General features: G+C 53.9%; 16 protein-coding genes, 1 tRNA gene and 1 pseudogene. 8 read left to right on the top strand and 10 right to left on the bottom strand.

What is annotated here, in order from left to right; genetic code table 11:
* Positions 1-122 precede the first annotated feature (122 nt).
* Positions 123-2,432, top strand: coding sequence for an FdhF/YdeP family oxidoreductase (locus ACTJI9_RS09065; RefSeq protein ID WP_440807377.1), 2,310 nt, complete (start codon positions 123-125; stop codon positions 2,430-2,432).
* Positions 2,433-2,575: 143 nt separating this feature from the next.
* Here ACTJI9_RS09065 and ACTJI9_RS09060 read toward each other — a convergent pair whose 3' ends face one another.
* Positions 2,576-3,136 carry an NADPH-dependent FMN reductase gene (locus tag ACTJI9_RS09060; RefSeq protein WP_440807375.1) on the bottom strand — a complete coding sequence of 187 codons (561 nt, stop codon included), beginning with the start codon at positions 3,134-3,136 and terminating at the stop codon, positions 2,576-2,578.
* A gap of 219 nt (positions 3,137-3,355) precedes the next feature.
* A pseudogene (locus ACTJI9_RS09055) lies at positions 3,356-3,762 on the bottom strand (alkyl sulfatase dimerization domain-containing protein).
* Positions 3,763-3,895: 133 nt separating this feature from the next.
* Here ACTJI9_RS09055 and ACTJI9_RS09050 point away from each other — a divergent pair.
* Both ACTJI9_RS09050 and ACTJI9_RS09045 read left to right on the top strand, forming a co-directional pair.
* The gene (locus ACTJI9_RS09050; RefSeq protein ID WP_440807372.1) at positions 3,896-5,113 is read left to right on the top strand and encodes a hypothetical protein; all 1,218 of its coding nucleotides are present in this window, start codon (positions 3,896-3,898) and stop codon (positions 5,111-5,113) included.
* Entirely contained in the window at positions 5,113-7,527 is a 2,415-nt protein-coding gene (locus tag ACTJI9_RS09045; protein WP_440807369.1) for a PAS domain-containing sensor histidine kinase, read from the top strand. The genes ACTJI9_RS09050 and ACTJI9_RS09045 overlap by 1 nt, the downstream gene beginning before the upstream one ends.
* A gap of 1,031 nt (positions 7,528-8,558) precedes the next feature.
* On the opposite strand, the gene bla is transcribed toward ACTJI9_RS09045, so the two are convergent.
* Positions 8,559-9,416: a subclass B3 metallo-beta-lactamase gene (gene bla / locus ACTJI9_RS09040; RefSeq protein WP_440807367.1), complete on the bottom strand. Its 858-nt coding sequence runs from the start codon at positions 9,414-9,416 to the stop codon at positions 8,559-8,561.
* Between the two features lie 1,104 nt (positions 9,417-10,520).
* On the opposite strand from bla, the gene ACTJI9_RS09035 reads away from it, so the two are divergent.
* From ACTJI9_RS09035 to ACTJI9_RS09020, 4 genes are all read left to right on the top strand, one after another.
* A complete protein-coding gene (locus ACTJI9_RS09035; RefSeq protein WP_440807365.1) occupies positions 10,521-11,930 on the top strand; it encodes a nucleotidyl transferase AbiEii/AbiGii toxin family protein in 1,410 nt (469 codons plus the stop codon).
* Positions 11,931-12,041: 111 nt separating this feature from the next.
* Positions 12,042-12,683, top strand: a complete 642-nt coding sequence (locus ACTJI9_RS09030) for a hypothetical protein (RefSeq protein WP_440807363.1) — start codon at positions 12,042-12,044, stop codon at positions 12,681-12,683.
* A gap of 713 nt (positions 12,684-13,396) precedes the next feature.
* Entirely contained in the window at positions 13,397-17,770 is a 4,374-nt protein-coding gene (locus ACTJI9_RS09025; protein ID WP_440807360.1) for an ATP-binding protein, read from the top strand.
* Positions 17,771-18,012: 242 nt separating this feature from the next.
* The gene (locus ACTJI9_RS09020; RefSeq protein WP_440807358.1) at positions 18,013-19,230 is read left to right on the top strand and encodes a hypothetical protein; all 1,218 of its coding nucleotides are present in this window, start codon (positions 18,013-18,015) and stop codon (positions 19,228-19,230) included.
* Between the two features lie 668 nt (positions 19,231-19,898).
* On the opposite strand, the gene ACTJI9_RS09015 is transcribed toward ACTJI9_RS09020, so the two are convergent.
* Positions 19,899-19,974: transfer RNA gene (locus tag ACTJI9_RS09015), tRNA-Phe, on the bottom strand.
* A 185-nt stretch (positions 19,975-20,159) separates the two neighbouring features.
* Here ACTJI9_RS09015 and ACTJI9_RS09010 point away from each other — a divergent pair.
* On the top strand, positions 20,160-21,245 hold the full coding sequence (locus ACTJI9_RS09010; RefSeq protein ID WP_440807355.1) for a Gfo/Idh/MocA family protein: 1,086 nt from the start codon (positions 20,160-20,162) through the stop codon (positions 21,243-21,245).
* A gap of 27 nt (positions 21,246-21,272) precedes the next feature.
* On the opposite strand, the gene yacG is transcribed toward ACTJI9_RS09010, so the two are convergent.
* The 6 genes from yacG to hisD all read right to left on the bottom strand — a co-directional run bounded on the left by yacG (position 21,273) and on the right by hisD (position 24,779).
* Positions 21,273-21,482, bottom strand: a complete 210-nt coding sequence (gene yacG / locus ACTJI9_RS09005; RefSeq protein ID WP_370878797.1) for a DNA gyrase inhibitor YacG — start codon at positions 21,480-21,482, stop codon at positions 21,273-21,275.
* Between the two features lie 29 nt (positions 21,483-21,511).
* The gene (locus ACTJI9_RS09000; RefSeq protein ID WP_440807351.1) at positions 21,512-22,138 is read right to left on the bottom strand and encodes a Maf-like protein; all 627 of its coding nucleotides are present in this window, start codon (positions 22,136-22,138) and stop codon (positions 21,512-21,514) included.
* A gap of 33 nt (positions 22,139-22,171) precedes the next feature.
* The gene (gene infA / locus ACTJI9_RS08995) at positions 22,172-22,390 is read right to left on the bottom strand and encodes a translation initiation factor IF-1 (RefSeq protein ID WP_008122731.1); all 219 of its coding nucleotides are present in this window, start codon (positions 22,388-22,390) and stop codon (positions 22,172-22,174) included.
* Positions 22,391-22,517: 127 nt separating this feature from the next.
* Complete coding sequence (locus ACTJI9_RS08990) at positions 22,518-22,985, bottom strand: arsenate-mycothiol transferase ArsC (RefSeq protein ID WP_115051291.1); 468 nt, start codon at positions 22,983-22,985, stop codon at positions 22,518-22,520.
* Positions 22,986-23,002: 17 nt separating this feature from the next.
* On the bottom strand, positions 23,003-23,479 hold the full coding sequence (locus ACTJI9_RS08985) for a UPF0262 family protein (RefSeq protein WP_115051292.1): 477 nt from the start codon (positions 23,477-23,479) through the stop codon (positions 23,003-23,005).
* Positions 23,480-23,486: 7 nt separating this feature from the next.
* Positions 23,487-24,779 (bottom strand): histidinol dehydrogenase, encoded by a 1,293-nt coding sequence (gene hisD, locus ACTJI9_RS08980; RefSeq protein ID WP_115051293.1) that lies wholly within the window; start codon positions 24,777-24,779, stop codon positions 23,487-23,489.
* Between the last annotated feature and the right edge of the window lie 14 nt (positions 24,780-24,793).

The following is a 24,793-nucleotide window of genomic DNA, read 5'->3' as shown; positions in this document are numbered from 1 at the left end:
CTTGCGACCTCAGTCAGTCAATATGAGCATGCTATGCATCCGGACTGGCACGATACCACCCCGCTACAAGCGGGGTGGTCCCAAGGGGCATCTCCGCTATAGTCGTCTGATTGGAAACAGCCATGAACCAAAAACGTCCTACGGGCATCAAGCGATATGATTCACCGGCTGGAGGATGGGACGCGCTGAAAGCTGTCGCGGCCGCGTTAAAGCAGCAGCAGGTTGTTATTAAAGGTGCCGCGACCCTTCTTAAGACAAACCAACCAGATGGCTTCGATTGTCCGGGGTGCGCTTGGCCGGATCCAAATCACACATCGGCATTCGAGTTCTGTGAAAACGGTGCCAAAGCGATAAGTTGGGAGGCGACATCCAAGCGCGCCGGCCCGGAGTTCTTTGCCCGCAATCCTGTATCAGCGCTCTGGAATTGGACGGACCATCAGCTCGAGGATCAGGGGCGGCTTACGCATCCACTGATCTATGATGCCGACACAGACCGCTACATCCCTGTTGAATGGAGCGCTGCCTTCGCCCGCATTGGCACCGAACTGCTCAATCTTGAAAGCCCAGACGATGCGGAGTTCTACACATCGGGACGTGCCTCAAATGAGGCGGCATTTCTCTATCAGACTTTCGTGCGAGCGTTCGGAACTAATAACTTTCCCGACTGCAGCAATATGTGCCACGAAGCAACTAGTGTGGGCCTTCCCCAGTCAATCGGAGTCGGCAAGGGAACCGTGACCCTCGAAGATTTTGAACGTGCTGATGCAATTATCAGCATTGGGCACAATCCCGGAACGAACCACCCCCGCATGATGACGACTCTTCACGTAGCTGCGCGGCGCGGCGTACCGATCATTGTGTTCAACCCACTCAAGGAACGAGCGCTCGAGCGTTTTGCCGCTCCCCAAAATCCGGTGGAAATGGCAACGTTCTCGTCTACGCCAATCGCTTCGGCGTATCATCAGGTCAGCGCTGGAGGTGATCTTGCCGCCTTAAAGGGTCTTATGAAACTGATACTCGAAAGGGACGCGGTCGACCTCGCGGCCGGAGGACCGGGTGTTTTGGATCGGGACTTCATTGCGCAGCATACGGCAGGGATTGAAGAGCTGAGATACGATCTTCAGTCAACTGAATGGAACCAGATCTACCAAAAGTCTGGTTTGAAGCATCAAGCGTTCGAGAGCACAGTGGATGCCTATCTAAACGCACAGAGAGTTATTATTTGCTATGGCATGGGAGTCACCCAGCACTCCTGCGGGACCCAAATCGTCCAGCAGCTAGCAAATCTACTCCTCCTTCGAGGAAACATCGGACGACCAGGCGCGGGCCTTTGTCCGCTGCGCGGTCACTCAAACGTACAAGGGGATCGAACGGTTGGCATTACGGAAAAGCCAGGCCCCGCGCTGATCAACGGTATGGAAAGAGCATTCGGCTTTCGGCCCCCTGCTCACAAAGGTCACGATGCAGTCGAAGCGATCCAGGCGATAATCGAAGGGCGCTCCAAAGCGTTGATTTGTCTGGGCGGCAACCTCGCAGTAGCGATGCCCGAACCTGATGCTACATTCGCAGGCTTACGCAAGCTCGATCTCGTCGTTCACATTGCAACTAAACTAAACCGATCGCATCTCATCACGGGAAGAACATCAATCATTCTTCCAACGCTTGGAAGAACCGACATTGATGTTCAATTGTGCGGACCTCAAGCGATAACAGTAGAAGACTCGATGTCTTTCGTTCACGCCTCGCGCGGTTTTCTTAAGCCGCCGAGCGACCAGATAAAGTCGGAACCCGCAATTATTGCGGGAATCGCGAAAGCGACGTTAGGCAAAAAACATAATATCGATTGGGATAGCTTAACGGCAGACTATGGTCGTATCCGGGACAAGATCGAAATTGTTTTTCCAGACTTCCACGACTTTAACTCCCGAGTGCGACAGCCAGGCGGTTTTCGATTGACAATCGCCGCATCTGACAGAATCTGGTTAACCGCCAACGGAAAGGCTAATTTCCTGGTAGCAGGCGGCCTGAACGAAGACACCCGGCTGTCGGACCCCAACACACTGATCCTGACAACCATAAGGAGTCACGGCCAGTACAATACCACGATTTATAATCTTGATGATCGATACCGCGGGGTTTTCGGTCGGCGTGATATCATTTTTATGAACTCCCTTGACCTGGAAAACCGTGACTTGAAAGAAGGCGACCTCGTTGAAATTGTCAGTATGCAAACAAGTTTGCCATCGCCGCGTGCCTTGATCGGGTTCACCGTTGTTTGCTATGATATCCCGATGGGCACGATTGCTGGATATTATCCGGAAATGAACAAGGTCATTGCGCTATCCGAGTACGATAGAGCTTCCGGCACCCCTTCATATAAAGCCGTTCCAGTCATCGTTAAAAAAACGTCCACGGCCCACCCGGCGCAATAACAGCTTAAGGTTCTTTTAGATATAGATGACTGTCACAAGTCGCAGGTGGAACGCTGCGATTTTTCGAAAACCTTATACGCGTTGTGAAAACATCATGGGTCTTGTCTAGCTGCTCCAAGAAGTCCTGCCAGTAGCGGATTATTTTATTTTTTGCGAATGGGTGCGAGAGCATTTGACCAAGTGACGACTTGGTCCAGTGTGGCTTGCAATGCCGCAGCCTGGTGAGCACCGGGTTTGAATACACTGAAATTCTCAAAATCCGTAAAGAGAGAAAGCGTAACCTGATTGCGAACATCTGCGAGTTGCAGCTCACCGGCGATGAGCCTTAGATGTTCGACGGCACGGGCCCCGCCAACGCTTCCATACGAGACGAATCCGCAGGCCTTGTTGTTCCATTCGGCGAATAAATAGTCGATGGCGTTCTTCAGGACGCCGGAAGTCGAATGATTATACTCCGGGGTAACAAAAACAAATCCGTCAAAAGACGCGATTTTTGAAGCCCACTGTTTTGTGTGATTGTGCTGATACTGATTCAGTGATGGCGGCACGGGCTCGTCAAGATGTGGTAGCGGATAATCGATAAGGTCGATCAACTCGAATTCGGCATCGGTTCGCCCAGACGCCTCTTGAAGCGCCCAATCCGCAACTGCCTTGCCATTGCGGCCGGGACGAGTAGAACCAAGTATGATGGCAATCTTTGTCATAATCTTATCCCTTTTTGTTGATTCGGATTACCGCTAACCAAGGTCAGCACAAGAACTTCCTGTCGACACACTTAGGTATAGGTATCCGAACAGACGAAGCTATTGTACGATAGTATCGCCACATCCCAGAACGGACACGGATCTGTTCTGAGATTCATGAGATGACGAGCCGTCTTAATTGCTTAGTGCTTCAACAGGGGCCGACCGCCGCCCATCCGCTTAGTTAACTGGTAAATATTTCATCAGAAACTGGGCTGTCGTCAGATAGTAGTTGCGTGCGGTTGCGTTAACCTGTCGCTCACCCAATTCCATTAACGCGCTCGCCTTGACTTCCTTGACGCTGAAATCCCCGGGATCGACAGCAAGAACGAAATCGCTGAGTTCCGCTGCCCACTGAAATTCCTTGGCTTTGATGGCCTCGTTGGCGCGCATCACTGCCTTGTCAGACCCACCCATCACATCCAGCATCTTTTGACCACGACCGGCAGGAGCGAGAGGATAAAGGTTCGTGGGTTTCCATCGAACCACCCGGCATAATCGGCATAGATGCCGCGGACCGTCCATGCGACGTTGCCGTAGTATTCCTGAAGATATGGGCTTTCTGCCAGTTCCGGCGAGAGCTTCACTTCCCGCCGCAGTCCATCCAGTCTTGCCCTCTTTGATGCCCGCGAGCGCCTTATGGACTTGATGCAAGTTTGCGATAAACTTATCCTGTTGGTGAGTACTCCAAGTCGTAGGACGCGGGGCGCTCCACAACGTGTGCTGCAAATACTTTGGCAAGGTTTATCTGCGGACGATACGGCCAGAATTGGCGGAAAAATGAACTGGGGCGGTCTACAAAATAATCAGACTATCCGCTGGGCGGTCGCCTACGGCTTGTTCGGCGCACCTCGTGCAGGAGCGTCGATAGCCTTCGCATTGGCAGCCCTCTCGATCACCGGAGACCCTGCTGATGGGGCAACGGCGCTCGCGACCATGACAACCGCGCAACTTGTCGGAGCCTTGCCAATCGCCCGGTTGGGGCGGGGTGCGAACTCAATCTCATTCTTCAAGACTCTTATCTTTATTCGGACGACAGCACTGCTCGCTTGCGCTGCTGCGTGTGGAACGGGCGCGCCGTACGCAGTTTTCATTGCTGCGGCAGTGGCCGCCGGCCTCGTGCAGGGTGCGGCCTTCGGCTATCTGCGTGACAGCGCAAACTACCTTGTGGTGCAGTCACAGATGACAAGAGCCGTTGCCTCGGCAGCTTTTGCTTCGGAACTCACCTTCCTCGCCACCCCTATTCTGGCGGCTAGTCTTGGATCGGTATCTGCATCATTCTCGATCGCTACAATTGCAATACTCGGCGCGGTGCCCGCAATGATCTTGCCGTCCCCACGATGCAATGTTGAGTCGCGCGGGGCAGCCCCCCTAACTAAGTCGCTGACGCCTGAAGTCCTTCTCTGGCTGGGGTGCGCGTGTGCCAGTTCCGCCGCGATCAGCGGAATTGAAGTTGGCGCGGTGTCGCTTGCGATGGGGTTCAATCTGCAAGCGGAGTACGGCGCGATATTCACCGGAACTCTGTGTGCGGCGTCGCTTGTTGGGTCCATAGGAAATGGACTGCTCAACAAAGCTTACTCGAACCAGCAAGTCGCCGCAATGTTCCTGTCGATTATCATCGGCCTGGCACTGATCCGTCAGAATTCCTTCGGTTTATCGATACTCGGCTGCGCGCTTGTGGGGATATGCGTCCCGTCGCTCGGCATCCACTACTCGTTGCAGCTCAATAGGCTGGTGACGCCAGAAATGAGGGCTGAGGTATTCTCCGCGATGAAAATTTCAACTTCGTTCGGAACGATCCTAGCCTCGGCGATGCTCGGCTGGACTTCTGTCACGGTGACCTTGACCGCTTCAATATGGATGCTCGCTTGCGCGCTGGTGGCTATTTTCTCGAAGGACTTCATCATGGGGCGACGAAGCGAACGGATCGATTTTTGATGTCAATTTCGCTCGACGAGGAGGCAAGCACATTTGGGTCCAGCCACGGCTTGGGAATCTTGAACAGTCTGTCAGGCCTGGTGTGGACAACGGACGAAACAGGCACCTTGAGCTATGCAAACTCGCGCTTCACAGACTTCACTGGCTTGATAATCGATCAGGGTGGCTTGCAGCAGTGGACAAACTTTCTGCATCCGGGCGATCATCTCCTCATAGTGCCGGCGCAGAACGGTGGCGTTCAACAGTTCGCCGCACGTTTGCGGCGACAGGACGGAAAATTCGAATGGTTCAATATTTCTGCATCGCCAATGAAAGGGCTCGGAGGGGAGATCATCTGTTGGCTTGCAATAGAACGTCTTGAGAGGACCAACAAACAGATTGGCAATGCCGACCATGACTTTCGGAGTTTCTTAGATTCCCTGCCACTCCAAGCGCTTCTACTGACACCTTCTCTTGAGCTTGAGTTTGCAAATCAGGCTGCATGGCGGTGGTGCGGCTTATCACCAAGCGCTCTGCTGCAAGACCAATCATCCCACTTCAATCTTAGCAAACTGAAAGAAATCGCTGTTCATTTGCAGGCGGAGCAGGACGGAAACGAACCATTTGTCATGTCGTATCAAGCGCTCGCTGCGGACGGAACGCTGCGCTGGCTGGAGGCACAGGTCGTACAAATCCGGATGCGAAACGGAGAGTTGGCGAGCTATTGCGTACTTCAAACCGACGTTCAGGACAGTCAGAACTCCTCCCGCCTCCTCGGAAAGGAAATGGAGATACTCGAAATGGTCGCGCGCGGCGCTCCGTCGGCAAGTGTTCTTCAACGGCTTTGCGATGTCGTTTCGGATGTGGTTCCGGACCTCGTTTGTGGCTTCCTCGAGCTTTCGCTTGACCGCGAGCTCTTTCGAATGGGGGAGGCTACTAGGCTGCCAGGCGGGTTCAGGGAGATCTTCGACGGGAAGAAAGTGATTTCGGACAAGAATCCCTTCTCCACGGCAGCTCTAACAAAAAGGACTGTCGAGATCGAAAATCTGGCCGAAAGCGACCAGCTTGAGACGTCGATGGGTGAGATCATGTTGGCCAACGGTCTGAATTACTGCGAGGCCATTCCCATTCTGTCCCCCTATGGGAACACGGCCGGAATATTTATAATCCTACGTCATCAGCAAGCACACCTCGAGCCTCGCGAGCAGCAAATAGTCGATCGAGCAAAGCATATCGCAGCTATCTCCATAGACCGGACACGTCACGAGGAAGCTCTTGTCAGGCGAGAGACGCAGGTCGAGCAAAGCCAAGCGCAGCTCGTCGCAGCTCAACGGATAAGTTCAACTGGGAGCTTTACATCTGATATCCATCGGGATGAGAACATATGGTCTGAGGAGTTCTACAGAATATTCGACCTTGACCCCGAGCTCGAGCCAAGCATCGATGCGGTCAGGGAGCGGGTCCATCCAGAAGATTTGGAACTCTTTGACTTTGAGATGGAGAGAGGGTTTGCAGGTGAGGATTCCGATTTTGTCTTTCGGATCATCAGGACAGACGGGTCGGTCAGGTTCATTCGAGGACTTGCAAGGGTAACACACTACACCGGCGATCACCCCACGTTCATGGGAACGGTACAGGACATCACCGAGACAAGACGAGCGGAAGATGCTCTCCGACGCGGGGAGGAAGCACTGATAAAGGCCCGAGAAGAACTCGCGTACGTCTCCCGCGTGATGACAATTAGTGCTCTGACTACCTCCATAGCGCACGAGGTGAGCCAACCACTTTCGGGCATTCTCGCGAATGCCCATGCATGTGTCCGTCTATTGTCGCTCGATCCGCCGAACATCGCTTCTGCAACAGACACTGCCCGGCGGACGATCCGAGACACCATGCGTGCGACCGAAGTTATTAAGCGACTTCGGGCTATGTTCCATCGACAGTCTCCAGTCATGGAGGAAATCGACCTCAATGAGATAGCTCGCGAGGTGATTGCATTATCCGCGCGAGACATGCGTGAGAAGTTTATCGTCCTGGATGTGAGGCTGAACCCAGAGCTCCCATCCGTCAGTGGCGATCGCATTCAGCTTCAGCAGGTCATTCTGAATATGGTCCTTAACGGAATCGAGGCCATGGCAGAGATCGAGGGGCGACCCCGACGCCTGCTCGTGCGAACCGGGCTGGTGAGCGAGTACATCCTCACTTTGTCAATTATCGATGCGGGCGTCGGCATAGCCGCTGACGCTGCGGACAAGATGTTCGAACCATTTTTCACGACTAAGCGGAACGGGATGGGTATAGGTCTCTCCATCAGCCGCTCGATCATTGAAAATCATGGCGGCCAAATGTGGGCGGTGCCGAACGAGGGACCAGGTGCGACCTTTTCGTTCTCTCTTCCTAGCCTTGGCGAGCCGACTCACCGACACCGTACTTGAAGCAAGCGAGTCAAATGGCCGAACCTAATGCTGGTTTTGCAACAGCCCGGTGTATGTATCAACTGCACCTTAGTGCCATCTAATTCGATGGTTTCACTTTCGCCAAGTACTGTCCGGGTATCCGGCTGCGACTGCTCGTGTGACCGCCCAATGCAATTGCCTTCCACAACGTCCTGTTGGCGGCAAGCGTGAGATCTCTAATTATTCCGACTGTTAGGTTTTGGTTTCACAAAGCTATAGCGCTGAGTTGTCTTGTATCTCGTATTCCTCACCTCAATAATACCGCCTTCCAGCATTCTATATGTGACTTCCCCGTTTTGAGAGGTCGCGGTGTCTCCAGCTTTTCCCTCTCCACTTACAATCTGATTTATTGTGATGTGCGTGGGCGTACTATCTTCTGAGGCAAGCGCCACGCCACAATAAAAGCAGGGGAACAACGCAACAGCTGAGAGCAGCAGAATTCTATTGTCTATCATTTTGCAGTCTCCAATATTATGGCCCGATAGAATCCGTTTCCCCCTGCCAGGTCGCCTTCGCAAAAAGACGACCTGGGTTGCGGAGGTGGGAAGTTCCGCTTTGCGAGCCGAGGAATCGACCGCCTAGTCCACTCTACGAAGGGGATTGGAGAGCGACACAAGAAACATAATTCAAGTGCCACCCTGTGGTTATTGTACTTTAGTATGAGATCAACGAAGTCACAGTCGTTCGGTGTATTGTATTCCGATCTTTAAGTTGATTGAGCTTTCCCAATTGCCTGCCCACTCGAAAAGCAATTCGAATTCAATGTCGCTGACAGAAGAATTTTTATCAGGGAGTTTTCTCCGTTGTCCCGCTACTGTCCCGCGTTTGTCCCGTTTCTGTCCCGGTAAGAGCACTTTCGCGATTGAGAGTTTCAAACATAAGAGCTCTTCCTCCTTATGCGTTCTATCCCAGACGCAACGTTTTGTCGGTCAACACGCGCGACCGTGGACCGAGCAGAATGCCTTGGTGTTGGCCAAGGCACCTATGGCAACCAACAGTGTGCCGCCTGTTCACTCCGGCTCCCTTTGTCTTTGCAGCTCCTCGCCAAATGCCACCCTAGATTTTCTAACAATCTCAGCCAACAGATCGGGATCCTCGAATGCCCTTGCTTCGCCCGACTCTACCCGCCGTTTCTTACCCATGACATCCGCAATCTCCGGATGGCTTGGCAGCACAATGTCCGCTTTTAGATTTTGCATGAGATCAAGACTGCGCTGAAAATCGTCCACAATATGCGGATAACGGTCGTTTCCAACCAGAATGTTGCCCGCCACAGAAAGACTGCAGGGAAACACCACGTTTAGAGCCCTTGTTCCCTCGCGCACTGCCGTGCTCCACGTCGTGCATCCTGGAGTATGACCTGGCGTCAATGTAGCCGATATACCGACATTGCCAATTTTCACCTCGTCGCCATCATCGACGACCTGATCAACTTTGACAGCGGGAAATTTTCCCCGTGGATAGCTCGTCTCCCCATCGTGAAGGCCATGCTCCATTGCCCATCGATCAGGTTTGCTCACGACAAGCTTTGCACCAGTATCGCGTTTGATCCTCGCCACGCCGCCTGCATGATCAAAGTGCGCATGGCTCACAATAATGATCTTGACGTCGGTGAGGGCGAAACCGAGCTTGATAATATTGCGCTCGACCATCTGCGCCGTCTTGTCCAATGCGCCGTCCAACAAGATCGCGCCTTCGTTTGAGGTGATCAGATAGGCGCCGATCCCCTTGGTCCCCACGTAATAGATGTTGCCAACAACATGGAATGGTTCTGTGGGCTGCGACCACTCGGGATTGTCCTGCGCCATGCTTCCTGAAGAAGCCAAAACGGTGGAGATAATTGCGCTGGTAATCAGAAGTTTTCTCATGCTGTTTCCTGTTCATGTTTTTAAGTCCGATGTTGGCATAGTTCAGTCGGAGCCAGCAGCACAAACGATGAAATTTGAAAGGAACTAATAGAAAATCTAGGCCTTCAGGGGCTGTGCATCGCGAGCAGCTATCGAAGTCCCTTAAGCAGCGTATGTGCGCTACGAAGGTGTACTCAACGTCACGATCGACGCAACTAAGTATACCGCCGGGGGTATGCGTGACGCCAACACGAACCGACTATGCGCGCCTCACACGAGGCCACGGGAGCACGCGGTGCAGCATGGGTCACGTATGCAACAAGACCTCTGACGCCATGCTGGCCGCTGCTCGAGGCCACGAGCGGGCGTTTTGAAAGCTTTAGGGACCGTATAAAGGGCCTGGCTGGAGCGGGGCGCAGCACCCCGGTTACTCGCCGAAGTTATCTCTTCTAAGGGGCTTCCTCCCCGAGGAGGTCAAAAACCGGAATTTGGGCAAATCCTGTCAAGGGAAATCGACCGGATTTCGGGTGCTTAACGAAGATATTTTTGAGGGCGAAAACGCGTGAAATTGCAGTCCGTTGAATGGTTAACGGCGAGGTGATTTCGACGGGTTTGGGAAAGAGGGGATTGACGAACCACGAGAACATCGATTCTTATTCGCGTGTTCCCTCTATTATATATACTCTGAAGGTTGCAGGGCGGGCGGCGACAAGCCGATCCGACCCCGGTGATCTGCACTCGAGACTACTAATAGTATAGAGTAGAGAAAGCTGAATTCAGTTCTGCGTCTCCTCGACACTACTGCGTCTCTTGTCCCGCATTTGTCCCGGTAATGTCCCGCTTTGAAGGCGTTAATTTGCTAGCAGTGACAGCGTTGGAATTTTTGACAATCGAGCGATAACTCTCGACCCTATTCCTTAGAGCGTCGCATCCGGAGCTCCTAGGTTTTGGCCTAGATCTGATACACTTAATCATCAATCGGATGCTCAGCGTGCCCATTTCAGCCGTTCATCACTGTTCTCGAACGACGCCATATCTTTGACGGCAGCTTCAAGCGGCGACACTAGGACTGAGGACGCTCGACTCATAGCCGTGAGGCCGTTACCGTGCCTAGGGGAATCAAATATGATCGCTCAAGAAGAAATTAAAGCGAAAGCGATAGAGTTCGACATTCATCATCCGAACGTCGAACGCGACTATGTCTTCGGATGGCTACTCAAATCGATTTTCGAGAACGATTATCTACAGTCTAGGCTCGTGTTGAAAGGCGGCAACTGCCTGCGCAAAGCCTTCTATTCGGACACCCGCTTTTCAGCCGACCTCGATTTTTCCGTCAGCGACGCCATCGACGCCGAGAAAATGGGCGAACAGATCAATAACGCCTGCCGGGAGGCTCAAACCGCCTGCGGTGTTGAATTCCTGATCGACCGCAATACTTTCGCGGCGGGGCCTGTTGTGGACAGCGCCCGGCGCTCATACAAGGGCCGCGTATATTTCACCGACTTCTTTGGCAACCAGGACGATTTGACGATCAGCGTTAAATTGGACGTGACCGACTTTGACCGCCTCCATCTCCCCGCGACCAAGCGTCAGCTTATCCACCCTTATTCAGATGCCGCCGCCTGTAGCGCGGAACTGAACTGCATGGCGCTGGAGGAGGTCGTCGCCAACAAGCTAAAATGCCTGATACAGCGCAGGCACTCACACGACCTTTTCGACCTTGTGTATTCGTCCTTCATCGACCGCTCTATCGAGCTGGATCGCGGCTTGGTCCTGCGCACCTTTCTGAATAAAACTATTTTCAGCTCCAGCCCTGGCACAGCCAAGGGCATTTTGCTCGGCATCCCAATGGCCTTTTTCGGCAGCGTCTGGGAGAAATATATCCGGTGCCCAAAATCGACTCGCTTCGGCTTCGACCGCGCAGTGGAAGGTTTCAAAGATAGCATTGAACGCTTGTTCGACGGCGTGGACAGCGGCGGTTGGGGCGAGCAGCTCTATTTCGGCGGAGAGCATCGGCACTTGATCCTAGAAGCAGGGGCCGAGCGCAGGCTGATGAAGCTCACCTATCACGGCGTTGAACGGATCATCGAACCCTACTCACTCGCCTATAAGCAAGCGGCAGGGAAACCCGCGCGCGAGTATTTCTACGCCTATGACACGACAGGCGGACAAAGCAGGGGGCCAAGCATCAAGGCATTTCTCAACACGGACGTTGAGGCGCTGTCGCTTACCGACGACAAATTCGAGCCGCGCTATGAAATTGAACTTTCGAAGGCTGGAGAAGAGGCCCGGAACGCCTATTTCGGCCGAGGTTTCAGTGCCGGACGTGCTGGAGGCACCGCTCGCTCTGTCAGAACTCGTATCGGAAAAATGCCGAAGGCGAAAGTGTTCCGGGGCTATGAACCCACTTACAAGGTTCAATGCCCGTACTGCCAAAAGACGTTCACGCGTAAAACGCAATCGCTTGACCTAAACGAGCACAAATCGCCAGATGGGTATCGATGCGGCGGGCGGCGAGGCTATCGCGTGTTCTGAGCACTAGTCTCCGAGACTTCCGCAGAGCTGGATAAGCGGACGTTGGAACTTCTCCCGCCTGACCGCAACTAAATGCTCGCAAGAGCTAGTTCTTTTTTGTATTGCAGAGGAATGAAGCTTCCGACCGCACTCAACAGGACTTTTGTCGTCATCAGCGCTTGCTTCTCAATACTGGGCCTATCCAGTATCGTCGATGGCTTCGTCACGTGGGTAGACTTCTTTCGGCGCATCCTCGATCTCTATCAGGATAACGTTCGAGAACCGGTGGCGAGGGCCATCAATTGGATGCTGCCAGACGTTATTCAGTTGCCGTTCTTCGTCATCGACATCCTTATTATCTGGTCCGCCTGCTTCGCGGTGTTTCGCCTTTTCGTCAGCTTCGAGAAGGAGCACAGCGTCATTTTCGGGTATCGGCGGCACGCTTGGTATTTCTATCCCCTGGTGTTGGCACTTGGGCCGTTCCTGCCGCTGTATCTTAAATACTGGACGAACAAGCGTACAACATACGAACAGCGGATCGCTGAACGGGAATTGAGAGTAGGCACCGTCGGGAGTGAGGGCTGGCTGTTGAACAAAACCGGAAAGGTCGCCATCCGCAAGCGCATCGAGGCGGCTCGCGAGTGGCGAGAAGCCGCAAATAAGGTCCACCAAGTCTTCGCGACCTATTACGGTGCCGCAATCGCCATCTTCGTCCTAGTCCTTTTCATTAACTACCAAGTTCTGGATCAGGACTGGAGCAAAATCGGAAACTGATTAAGGACATGTGTTTAGCGAACAGAAAAAAGAGGCATCGAACGACACCATCAGTTGGAGCCACGACACTCGCTTCCCCATCATAAAATTTGGTGACCTGAACGCCGGTTTGAACGATAGCCCAGAGTCGCGCAGCACTCGGTGATTGTTCGACCCCTCATTATCCGCATGCGACCGCATCTCGGTCATTGCGCGCCACGTCCACATCCGGCAAGCGGCCAGGCCGCTTTGCGCGAGCGTTAAAGACCCGTCACATTTCCGCTACTGCCTCAAACCGTACGGGAGAGGCAGCTGAACGACCTCCGCTTAGCGCCTTCATTTCGGTCGTTCCAGCCGCTTGGGCCATCTCCTGATACCTGCCGGTCCACTATGTTTTGCAAACACTCCATGATGGGTCGGGATACGGAGGTAGTGGTGTGTAAATGGGATCATGCATGAGTCGCCGCTGCAGTGGCGGTTGTCGGCCGCTGGCACGGACGTGATGGCAGAAGCACTCATGCTTAGGACATGTCTGGCCGGGTAGTCCCGCGCCTGCTGAATGCCAGAACACTTCTAAGCCGCCCGCAGGTCGCTGTTTAACGATTGGCACGTCGGCTCTCAACATCGCACGCAAGCTGTAGAAGTGGTTTGCCAAGGAGGTAGAAATGAGGTCGCTATTCAGGCAGACGTAAATGAGATTCTTGGCCGTTTGATTCGGCTATTGGGGCGCGCATATGGCCGGCAACAAAGTTATCAAACATACAGCGATTACTCGCGCGGGATACGAGTATCAGGACCTTGTTGGTATCGAGGTACTCATTCGCCACTATCGTGACCCTGACCTGTTCGAATGGGTTCAGATCGAGTCCGATGATCCGGGGGTAAAAGCTCTCGACGACGTTGTAGCTCTGCGAAAGGACGGGTCGGTCGAATACTTTCAGGTGAAATTCACTGTCGATCCCGACAAGTATCCTCTCAGCTGGGACTGGCTCCTTCGCGTCGAGGGATCTGGCACAAGCATGCTGACAAAATGGTCGAAGTCCTTTGCCAGAGCGCGAAAAAGCGGAGGGATATATAGTGCTCAGCTAAAAACGAACCGTTCGCCAGACAAGGCATTCGAGGCGTCCCTCAGAGACAGACGAGTTGACCTCGCGAAAGTCGATATCGCACTTCGCGCAAAAATTGACGCTGCTTGCGGTGATGCCAAGGAAGCAGAGAATTTCTTCAGCGAGTTCGTGTTCGAGGCTGCGATGCCGGACCTCGCGCATTTTGAAGAGTCCCTAAAAACACAGCTTGTGCCGACGGATACGGATGGGGCGGGATGGCTCCTACTCCGGGACAACGTCCGGAGATGGGCAGTTCTGCAGCGAGAGCCGCCCCCAGATGGGAAAATCTTGCGTGATCATGTGGTCCGCCTCATCTCGAAGAAGCGGCCTAAACCCATTCACCAGGACTTTTTCGTCCCTGCGGAATACGAGCCGCCCAACGCAGCATTCGACGCCTATATCAGATCACGCATTGCGGACGTGGCGACACCGCTTACCATCCTGTGGGGCACGCCTGGGCGCGGTAAGAGTACCTATTTAAGCCACCTTACGAGTGATCTTCAAACGAAAGGAGAAGTGGTTCTGCGGCACCACTACTTTTTGTCATCAGAGGATTCTAGCGCCAATCGGACGTCGTATGTTGATATCGCTGCGTCCCTATATGACCAGCTTGTAAGCCGATATCCGGAGGACTCTACTGGGGTAGTCGATGATCCGGATCACCTGCAAGGTGGGCTGCGGACGGTGGCAGAGAACCTGCGGGCAAAAGGCAAACGCCTCTATCTTGTGGTCGACGGGCTGGACCATGTTTACAGGGATACTCATCGCACTGATCAGCTTGATCACTTGTTCAATCAGCTGTTCCCTTTGCCGGACAACATTAGCTTGATTATTGGAACGCAAAGAGTCGCTGACCAACAGTTGCCGGGCAAGCTTCTTGTCGCAGCTAGAATCGATGACTGGGTCGAGATTCCCCGCATGGACGCGCCAGCGGTCCATCATTGGGTGACCCGGCAGGATCAGGCCAGGCCTCTTGTTCTGCGATGGCCTGATAAGCGAACAGATCAGATAGACGAGATAGCAGCTGCATTTTTCAAGATCAGCCAAGGGCACCCTCTGCATCTGATCTACGCCTATGAAGAGGTGTTGCGCGCCGGGCAGCCGATTGCGGCGGACGACGTCAAGGCATTGCCCCCGTGTCCGGATGGAGACATCCGCACCTACTACAAAGGACTGTGGCAACAGATCAACCAGCCAGCGAGGAACATCCTTCATATGCTCGCAGGCTCCGATTTTTTCTGGCCAAGCCTCGGGGTGCGGCAAACGATAGGAGACTACAAGGAAATTGATTTTCTCTTGGAGCCCCACAACTCAGGGCTCATGCCTTTTCATGGTAGTATTTTCGCTTGGGTCAAAGAGCGGGATGATCACGAGGAAAGCTATCGGGCACTTCTCCCAAAGATCGTTGACTGGCTTGAAAACCTCGCAGACGAGTATTGGCGATGGGGTTGGCTGTGGCTTACCAAGCGGGCCGCGGGAGACTCAGCGCCGCTGCTTAGCGGAAGCACAAGGGAATGGGCCGTTGAGTCGCTCGCGCGCGGGTGGCCAGAGCGGCAGATCGAGAACATCTTTGCTGCAGCTGAGAGGACGACTTTCGAGGCTGGTGACCTTCCTGCTACGGTCCGGTTTCGTAGCCTAAAGACAAGGGTCGCCAACGTAAGAGAATACCAAGCTAGGGACTTCGGTGCGTTTCGTGGGTCTGCGTTGGCGATCAACGAGAACACGCAGCAGGCGCTTAACCTTATTGACGACCTTGCCGATCTTACCGATGAAGAACTTGGCTCGCTCGCCAGATACGGTCCACGGTCGGTGCGTGCCGAGGTCATCGAGGCCTGCTATCGGGAACTGGCTCGGCGGATTAACACATGGGTCGTACTGAGGCACCGCCCCGGCGATGATTTTTCCAAGCTATCAAACCAATTCTTGTTGGTTGCCGCATTAGCAGGCAGGAATCGCGTTGCGCGCGCCCACCAGTTTCTGATGGGCTACCGAGAGCCTCGGTCGCATGTCTCGCGCTATGTGGATTTTCTCGCCGAGGCCCAAGACTATGAATCGCTTGCGGCTCTTCGCGACTTGCTTATTGAGGCGGAGTGGGCCGATCTTCGCAGGAAGATTCAGCAACACATTGTTCGTGGTGCGCTTTTCGCGGGAGCAGACCCTTCCCCATGGTTGAAGCTGGATGGGGACGGGGTTCGGCCGATGGTGGCTGTATGGCTTGAAGCTCGGAAGGCTAACGACCCGTATACGGTTGAAAAAGCACCAATACTCGCATCCCTGCTAAGGGAGCGGAACACTCCCTCAGAAAGCGAGGATTTGCAGCTGTTCTTCTACGAGGCGTTCTGGATATGCCTCAACTCTGCCCAGCGGGCGGAAGGAGAGTTCGCGCCGATCTACCCCCCGCTTGAGCGGGGCACACTTGAGTTCCTGGATACAGCGCTCGACGCATTGGAGCAGCTTGCTTTTGAACTTGCCGACAATCGAACGAATTGGTCATTCTCCTCCGTTTTCGTAGCAGCAGCAAGCGTCCCCCATGTTACCTTTGAAGGCCGCGCGGAGACTAAGCACGCCCAGTACCTTAGCTTTCGAAAGGCAATCTGGGCAATCGCCATTGACCTTCACCTTATGGGCCTGCCGGACAAGGATGTCCCCGAGATATCGATGGAGGAGTTTGAGATTGCCCGCGGCTCTATCCACTGGGTTGACGAACTCTGGATCGACAGCAACTTCGAAACAAGAGTTCGCTGGTTGTCGGGAGACGCGGTTTCAAAACTTCTTTCTGAGGCAAGTGACGCTCTCGCACAGAAAGTAACCGAGTTTAACGAGCGTGCCGATCAGTGGACAAAATACGCGGTACTCATGGACCTGTACGATGTTGGTGACGCTATCGGCATATTCCGCCGAGCATCATCGTGCCTCTTGGGGTATGGGTATCGGAAGGACTATTTCGCCATCGACGTGCTCGATTGCGTCGAAGACGTTCACCAGTATGACCAATCCCACACACTCAGCTGGCTGCAGACGCTAACGCCGATCGTTGATCGGATAACTGATTTTACAGACGGGGATGAGACGGACCATGCGAGAAGCCAGCTGATTGACGTTGTTGCTTCGACGTACCCGGACCGATTGCCGCTATTTTACCAGCATCACATCGCCAAAGATGAGTGGCGATATGCTGACGAGACGATCGAAGAATATCTGAAGGTAGCTGACCTTAACACGCCGGAAGCAGAAGCAATGTGTAGCACTCTGCTCGAGCACCGAACCTTAAGTGTGCTGGAGAAGAGAGCGCAAACTGAGCCACGCGCCAAGGAATTATACAACAAGCAGATTGACTTCTTGGGAGGCAAGCCAATTAGCGACGATCGCAACTACTCCACCCCAGAATCACCACCATCAGAAGAAGAATTAGCTGCGCTGGCCCAAGACCCAACAAGCTTCGCTCCCGATGCTTTTGAAGGGCTCGTAAAGACGATAGGCGCGCATCACTTCCCTTTTTCGCGTCGAGGAGACTTTCAGAAACGGTGGTTGGAGCATTGGAAGGAGAACGGCAAGGCAAAAGAGGCGCTCGCCAGTGCGGACGCATACTTCAATTCTGGTGAGAGCTCCCATGGAGCTGACGACATTTTGGACACTGCCTTCCGCATCAGCTTGGAGGTTGAGGGCAAAAATGCAGCATATCACTGGATCGTCCGAGCTCATCGCCTTAGACACGGATGGCATCGATATATGCATTCATCCGAGGAGGTCTTGGAGCGACTAAAAACTGTCGCCAAGATTTATCCGAAACGGTGGATGGAATTCATCTATGACACCTCGCCTCCTCTGCCATTCTACGAACGCCGTGGTTACTCGTTCTCTATAGGCGGCAGGTACTTGGTTAGTTTCCTGCTATTTGCAGGCCAGATTGAGCTAGCAGTCAAGGTAGCGTTGGCATTCGTTGAGCTGTTCGCGGAGGAAGTTAACGATCAACCCATAGGAAGCACCCCATGGCTCCAGTGATCGCTCCACCTTCAACATCGTTAAGCTTTTTGTTTCAAAGGCTCCGCTGGCCTGTACCAATGGTCAGATGGCGTGCTGCCCGAGGTATTAGGCAGCTCCTGGAACGAGCTGATACGCGAGTCGCTACGTCGGATGCCCTTTTGAGCTTCTTAGAAGGATGCGAGACTGAGTCGGAGGTTTGTTCTGTTCTGACGATTGTGTTCCTTACAGCACACTCGTCGCGCCCGGAACGAGATGCGTTGGTGAGCCGCATCAAGCAGCCATCAATTCTTTGCGACATAATTCTCGAGAGAATCTACGGGCCGGGCAAACAGCTGGGCGGATGGGACGAAGCCTACTCGGGAAGTCTTCCATGGGATTTCGAACCGGATGCGTACTTCGAAGAAGTAAAAACGGCGCATCTCCCCCCAATATTCACGACGAAGCTACAGAACCTTAGCAGACGGACCGGGCTACCCTTCTACGAGCAATGGGCCTACGAATGGGAGAGGCTTCGCGAGCGTCTCGGCACACGATATACGAAGTACCCCTACTATTTCGACGGCTTTGGAGAAGTTAGGTCTGGTGTGGTTGGCCAATACCTGCAGCGGCAAGCAGAGGTCTTTCGGTCAGCATTCATCCGTACTCTTGCAGCCGCAATAGCTGAATGGGGAATGCCAGTTCGGAACGCAGAACAGGAAGTTTTTGAACACATTCCGGCCGTTGCAGGTCTGTTTGATGTCGACCCGATCGCGAGGCCAGATTGGCTTGGCGAGTTTCCCGCACTATCTGTTTCAAAGGAGGCCGATCTTGAGCGGTTGCTGAAGGACTTCGTTGTTCTAACGCGCGGGCAGGAGGAGCGCTGCGTATCGCTCACATCACCCCTTCCATTCGAAGAAGCGAGATACGGTGACATATATATCGGCGCCTTCTTCGTGTCGGACGACTTCGAGCTTCGGGAAGACGTCGGACTTTATGAGCCGATGGACCTACTCGTCGTCGAGGAAAGGCTCGACATACGTGGCCCGCTTCCGAAGTCACCTTTAAGCGACGATCTACAGGATGGCGCGCCAGGGTCGGCTGCCCCGATATGTGTCGGGTTGTTTCCTGTCCCGCACGGGTATTGGCAGGCCGACTGGTTTGGGATCACCATTCCAATAGTTGCCGACTTTTGCGCACCATCTGGGCGATCAGTGCAAATAAGCGGCGATACGCTTGAGGTCGTGTCGAACGACAAGAGGCTTTCACGGACATATTTCTGGCATGACCATTGGTCGCCTCGCTATCCGCGGGGTGGCACAACACGATGCGGCGCCGCAGCTGAAGTGAACAAGGATGTGGTGGACGAAGCAGCTAAGCTTGTAGAGGGTCGCAAGCTCGCTTGGTACATGCGCGTGAGGGTGTGGGAGCGTGAGAGTAGTTACGGCGATTTCGCACTGAGGGAACGTCGTATTTTGCTGCGAGATGATGAAGTGCGGTAGGCTATTTGACGTGCGTGGACACTATTTAAGTCCAAGGGCGGCGAAACGTCCCGGCCGCACCCCTGGAGCATTCACGCTGGCCTTGAGGGGTTCTCAGGGATGGGGCAGGAAATACGCAAAATTTCATGAGTGCCTGAGCGCAGGCTGCGTGCCGATTGGAGGGGACTCCCGCTCGGCCGCGCCGCCGCACCCGAAAAGCCATGTTCGTTGCACGGGAGTAACAGCAGCAATCGTGTGGCTGGTATCCAAGACCGGACTGGCTGCTTGCGGCTCCGATTCGGTAATTCTTTCAACTCAAGGCTGGGCATCCGCTCCTGGAGCAAAGCAGCTGCTAGCCTCGCCGAGCCAGATAACTTCCAAATAAAAGCATTGCGCCAGGTCCTACAAAAAGTACATCAGCAAAACGACATGTCCATCCCTTGCCCTGATTGTTTTTAGGATTGCAGTGATTAATAAGCTCCAGCTTCCGCTAGGTTCTTTATCTCGACATCAGTGCAGAGAGCCGCGAATCCGTCAATCCATGTTGCATCCATGTCGCATGGATTCGCCGTCACTGATTTGAAACGCGTGCAAATGCTGAGGATTGAGTGCAACACAGTGTGACATGAAACAAGCATGTGAAGCTCACGCCACCGAGCACTATCTTTTTGATTTTATTAAGAAAAAAGTGGTGCCCAGACGCGGATTCGAACCACGGACACGCGGATTTTCAATCCGCTGCTCTACCAACTGAGCTATCTGGGCACTTTTGGCTGCCAAAGTTGGCAGGCCATTCCGACGCGTTGGTTTTCGTTGGAAGCGGGTGGGTTATAACACTAAAAATCCTGCTGTCCAGCATCAACTAAGGATTTTTTCGCCGTTTTTCTGCCTCTTGCAAAGGGCATAGATCGATGCGTTCTTGATGGGGTTACAGACAGGATTCGTTTTATATGATTGATACGGGGGATAAAACCGCCAAAGCGACGCCTTTTGGCTGGGGCATTCTTGGCAGCGGTCAAACTGCTGGACAATTTGCCGCTGATCTGGCGCTGGTGCCCGGCGCGTCGCTTGTGGGTAATTTTTCGCGGACAACAGCCAATGCAAAACGGTTTCAAGAAAACTTTGGCAGCAAGCGTGCCTATTCCGACATTGATGCATTTGTAGCCGATCCCGAGATTGATGCGGTTTACATTGCAACGCCAAATTCGGTCCACGTGGCGCAGGCTCTCAAATCCATCCGCTCAGGCAAAGCGATTCTGACGGAAAGGCCGCTCGCACCTTCCCATACGGAAGCCTCCGTCATCGAACGGGAAGCCACCCGCGCCGATGTATTCGCCATGGAAGCGATGGGGACAAGATTCCTGCCAGCAATCGCGGCCGCGAAAGCCAAAGTGGATGCCGGAGAAATCGGAGCAATCCGCAAAATAACCGCCGAGTTATCCTATGAACATCCATACGATCCCAAGACGCGCTATTTCAGCAGATCATTGGGCGGCGGTGCCAGTCGGGATCTCGGGATCTCGTGTGTTTCCTTGGCAATGTTTTTCCTTGGTCAACCACAAAAGGTTTCGGGGCTGTGGCATGCGGCCCCAAACGGCATCGACATAAGTTCTGAAATCGTGCTGCATTATGATCATGTGAAAGCAGAACTTTCCTGCGGCTTCGACCGAAATGGCAAGAATCATTTTATCATCGAGGGCACAACCGGCACGATTCGGCTGAATACTCCGTTCACCGAGGCAAGGGAACTGACGATCTACCAGGGGTTTTCCCGGCAAGCGCTGTTCAGCCCTCTATCAGGCCCAGGCGGAACTATCGGAAAAATACTGGATCGCCTTCCTGTGCCGGGCCGGACTGTTGAGGAATACGATTTTGACGGCAATGGCCGCCAGTTTGAAGCAATTGCATTGATGGATGCGATGAGGCAGGGCAAAACCGGCTCTGCTATCATGCCGATAGCAGATAGCATAAGCGCATTGCGGGCTATCAATATTGTATTGTCGCAGCCTGCAACGCAGCGGGTGATAAGACTTTAGAGCTCGTCAGCCCCCCCGGGCCGACAGCTACATGTCTTCTTCGCCGTCGCTGTCTTCCGAGCTTTCGACGGCGGGCAATACATAGGCGCCCGTCAGCCAACGATTAAGGTCTACATTGCGGCAACGTGACGAGCAGAATGGATAGTGTTCACGTTGGGATGGCCGCTTGCATTCGGGGCAAGGACGTGTCGGTCGCAGGGGCGTAACATTCGCCATACTGTTTTTGTTGTCAGTCACTATTGCAGTCCATTGGAAACATATAGTTGCTAGTGGCCTGAGGCCTGCCAATTGGCATAAACGGGAAACCCTTCACCCTGCAAAAGGTTCAAGGTTTCATAAAGCGGCAAGCCAACAACATTGGTGTATGAGCCGACCAGCTTGATAACGAAGCTGCCCGCCAAACCCTGAATTGCATAGCCGCCTGCCTTGCCGCGCCATTCGCCTGACGCAAGATAGCTTTCCAGCTCCTCCCGCGAAAGCCTTTTGAAGCGAACGCGGGTTTCAATGAGGTCCTGACGCAATTTTCCTGCCGGCGTTATCAGGCAAAGGCCCGTATAGACGCGGTGGGAGCGACCGGACAGCAGACGTAGGCATGCGGTCGCATCATCAAGTATTTCCGCCTTCGGCAAAATGCGCCGCCCGACAGCGACAACCGTGTCAGCGCTAAGGATATAGGCCTTGCCAAGCTCGGCACTTTCCTTCAGTTCTGCGGCAACTTTTTCCGCCTTCAGGCGGGAAAGCCGACGCGCCAGCGAACGCGGGTGCTCCGCCCGTAGCGGCGTCTCGTCCACGTCGGCGGGCAGCAGACTATCCGGCTCAATACCGATCTGACCAAGCAGCGACAGGCGGCGCGGCGAACCGGAGGCAAGAACGAATTTGTGCTGATCGCTCATAAAGAGAATTCCTGCGGACAGGCTGAAGGACGTTTACTTGAAACGGTAGGTGATGCGACCCTTGGTGAGGTCATAGGGGGTCATTTCAACCAGAACCTTGTCGCCTGCCAGAACACGAATACGGTTCTTGCGCATGCGCCCAGCCGTGTGAGCAATGATTTCATGATCGTTTTCGAGCTTTACCCGGAACATCGCGTTGGGCAACAGCTCCGTCACGAGGCCAGGAAACTCCAGTACTTCTTCTTTCGCCATGCGTAGTTCTATCTCCAGAAATTGAATTTGCGGCCGTGTTCGACCGCAATTTTGCGCGGAACCTATAGTATTGCGTAGCATTTGTGAACAAGGGAGTTCGATCCAATTGTACGGACGCACAAGAGTATCAAGTCAATGGACCGAAACGATCCTCAATATGTTGTTTCAGATGATCCCGAACATCACGATAAGCGTCCAGAATCTGATCCCTGCGACCGCGCACCAATGTCGGGTCAGGCGTGGGCCAATATTCCACATGCACCGACGTCGTCCGGGTCAGCTCCAGAGCCATATGGTGCGCCTTGGGTGATAATGTAATAATCAGATCGAAATAATCGTCTTCAAGCTCCTTGAAGGTGCGCGGCGCTACGGACAGCCGCTTCAATCCGATTTCTTCGAGCACGGCATCCACAAAGGGATCGGGATCGCCCTTTTCAACGCCCGCTGATGCCACATAGACCTTTGACGGCAGTATTTTTCGAGCCAGTGCCTCGGCCATGGGAGAGCGAATGGCATTCATGCCGCATATGAAAAGAACGGCGCCCGGAATCCTCGGTTTGCCACCTGCCGCATCATCCGGCAGATGGTCGGGCATTCCCGGCACGGGTGCGCCTATCCCCGCCAATGGAGCACACATACCAGTGTAAAAAGCCGGCGGGCAGTGTCGAAATCGACATCTATCTTGCCGCCAAGTCGATCCATCAGAGCCTGCGATCCCTCGTTGTGCAGCCCTCGCCGACCCATATCGATGGCTTCGATCTTGCTCGGGCTGGATGCGCGAATGGCATCATAATAGCTTTCGCAGATAAGGAAGTAGTCCTTGATGACCTTGCGTAAAGGAGTGAGCGAAAGGATGTGCGTGACAACATCGTCGCCGCTTTCCCGTGAAATCGCAAAAATCAGACGTGATTCGACCAAAGAAATCTTCAGCTTGTAGGGCCCTGTCCCCTCATCGCTGACAGGACGGAAACTATTCTCTTCGATAAGGTCAAAAATTGCGACCGCTCGTTCATGCTCGACGTCGGGTGTTGAACGGCCGATCGTGTCGTCCAGTTCCACATCGATCAATCTCGCATCACTTGCCGTCATCAGATTCCTAAAGGTTCAACCGGATTGCAACCGAATTGCCATGCGCATCAAGCCCCTCCGCACGCGCCAGTTCAATCGCTGCCGGTCCCAAGGCACGCAGTTGCTCAACGCCAAGCCTCAGAATGGAGGTTCGCTTGACATAGTCAAGCACGGAAAGCCCCGAAGAAAAACGGGCTGAACGGGCTGTGGGCAAAACATGGTTGGAACCACCAACATAGTCACCGATGACCTCCGGGGTATAACGGCCAAGAAAGATCGCGCCTGCATTGCGGACGCCGGCCAAAAGCTCTTCTGTATCGGCGGCTGCAATCTCCAGATGCTCCGGCGCGATGCGGTTGACCAGAGGCAAAGCTGACGGCAAATCATTGACCAAAATGACCGCGCCATAATCCCGCCAGCTCTCGCTCGCGGTCTGGCCGCGCGGCAATGTCTTGAGTTGATGCTCGACAGCGGCCATGACCGCCTCACCGAAAGTCTCATCATCCGTTATGAGAATTGATTGCGCGGCGCTGTCATGCTCGGCCTGAGCCAGCAAGTCAGCAGCGATCCAATCCGGATTGTTATCAGCATCGGCTAAAATGAGAACTTCGGATGGGCCGGCAATCATGTCGATACCGACAGTGCCGAAAACTCGGCGTTTGGCAGCAGCCACATAGGCGTTTCCGGGGCCGACAATCTTGGCGACCGGCGCAATGGTTTCCGTGCCGTAGGCAAGTGCCGCAACCGCCTGCGCGCCGCCCACACGGTAAATCTCGGAGACGCCAGCAAGACGCGCTGCAACCAGAACCAGCGGGTTGAGCTTGCCGTCTGGTGAGGGAACCACCATGACAATGCGCTCAACACCCGCCACTTGTGCCGGAACAGCATTCATCAAGACAGAACTTGGATAGCTCGCAGTACCGCCTGGAACATAGAGCCCGACTGAATCAATTGCGGTCCAGCGCGAGCCAAGTTCAACGCCCAATGCATCCGTATAACGGTCATCCTTGGGCATTTGCCTTGCGTGGTGGGAATGGATGCGATCGCGCGCAAGCTTGAGTGCCTCGACCGTTGCTTGCGGCGCCGATTCCATAGCGGCATTAACCTCGTCCGCAGAAATGGCGATACCATGTTGCGCCAAATCTATACGGTCGAATTGCTTCGAGTAGTCAATCAGCGCCGCATCACCATTGGTGCGAACATTCTTGATAATCGTCTCGACCACGCGGTCAACATCTTCGGAGACCTCGCGTTTAGTCGAAAGAAATGCGGAAAAACTCTCGTTAAAGTCAGAGTCAGACTGTTTCAGCACAATTGCCACGATACATATTCCTT

It is taken from the genome of Phyllobacterium sp. 22552 (assembly GCF_052044585.1).
GTDB lineage: Bacteria > Pseudomonadota > Alphaproteobacteria > Rhizobiales > Rhizobiaceae > Phyllobacterium > Phyllobacterium ifriqiyense.
This window is presented reverse-complemented; position numbering and strand designations above follow the sequence as displayed.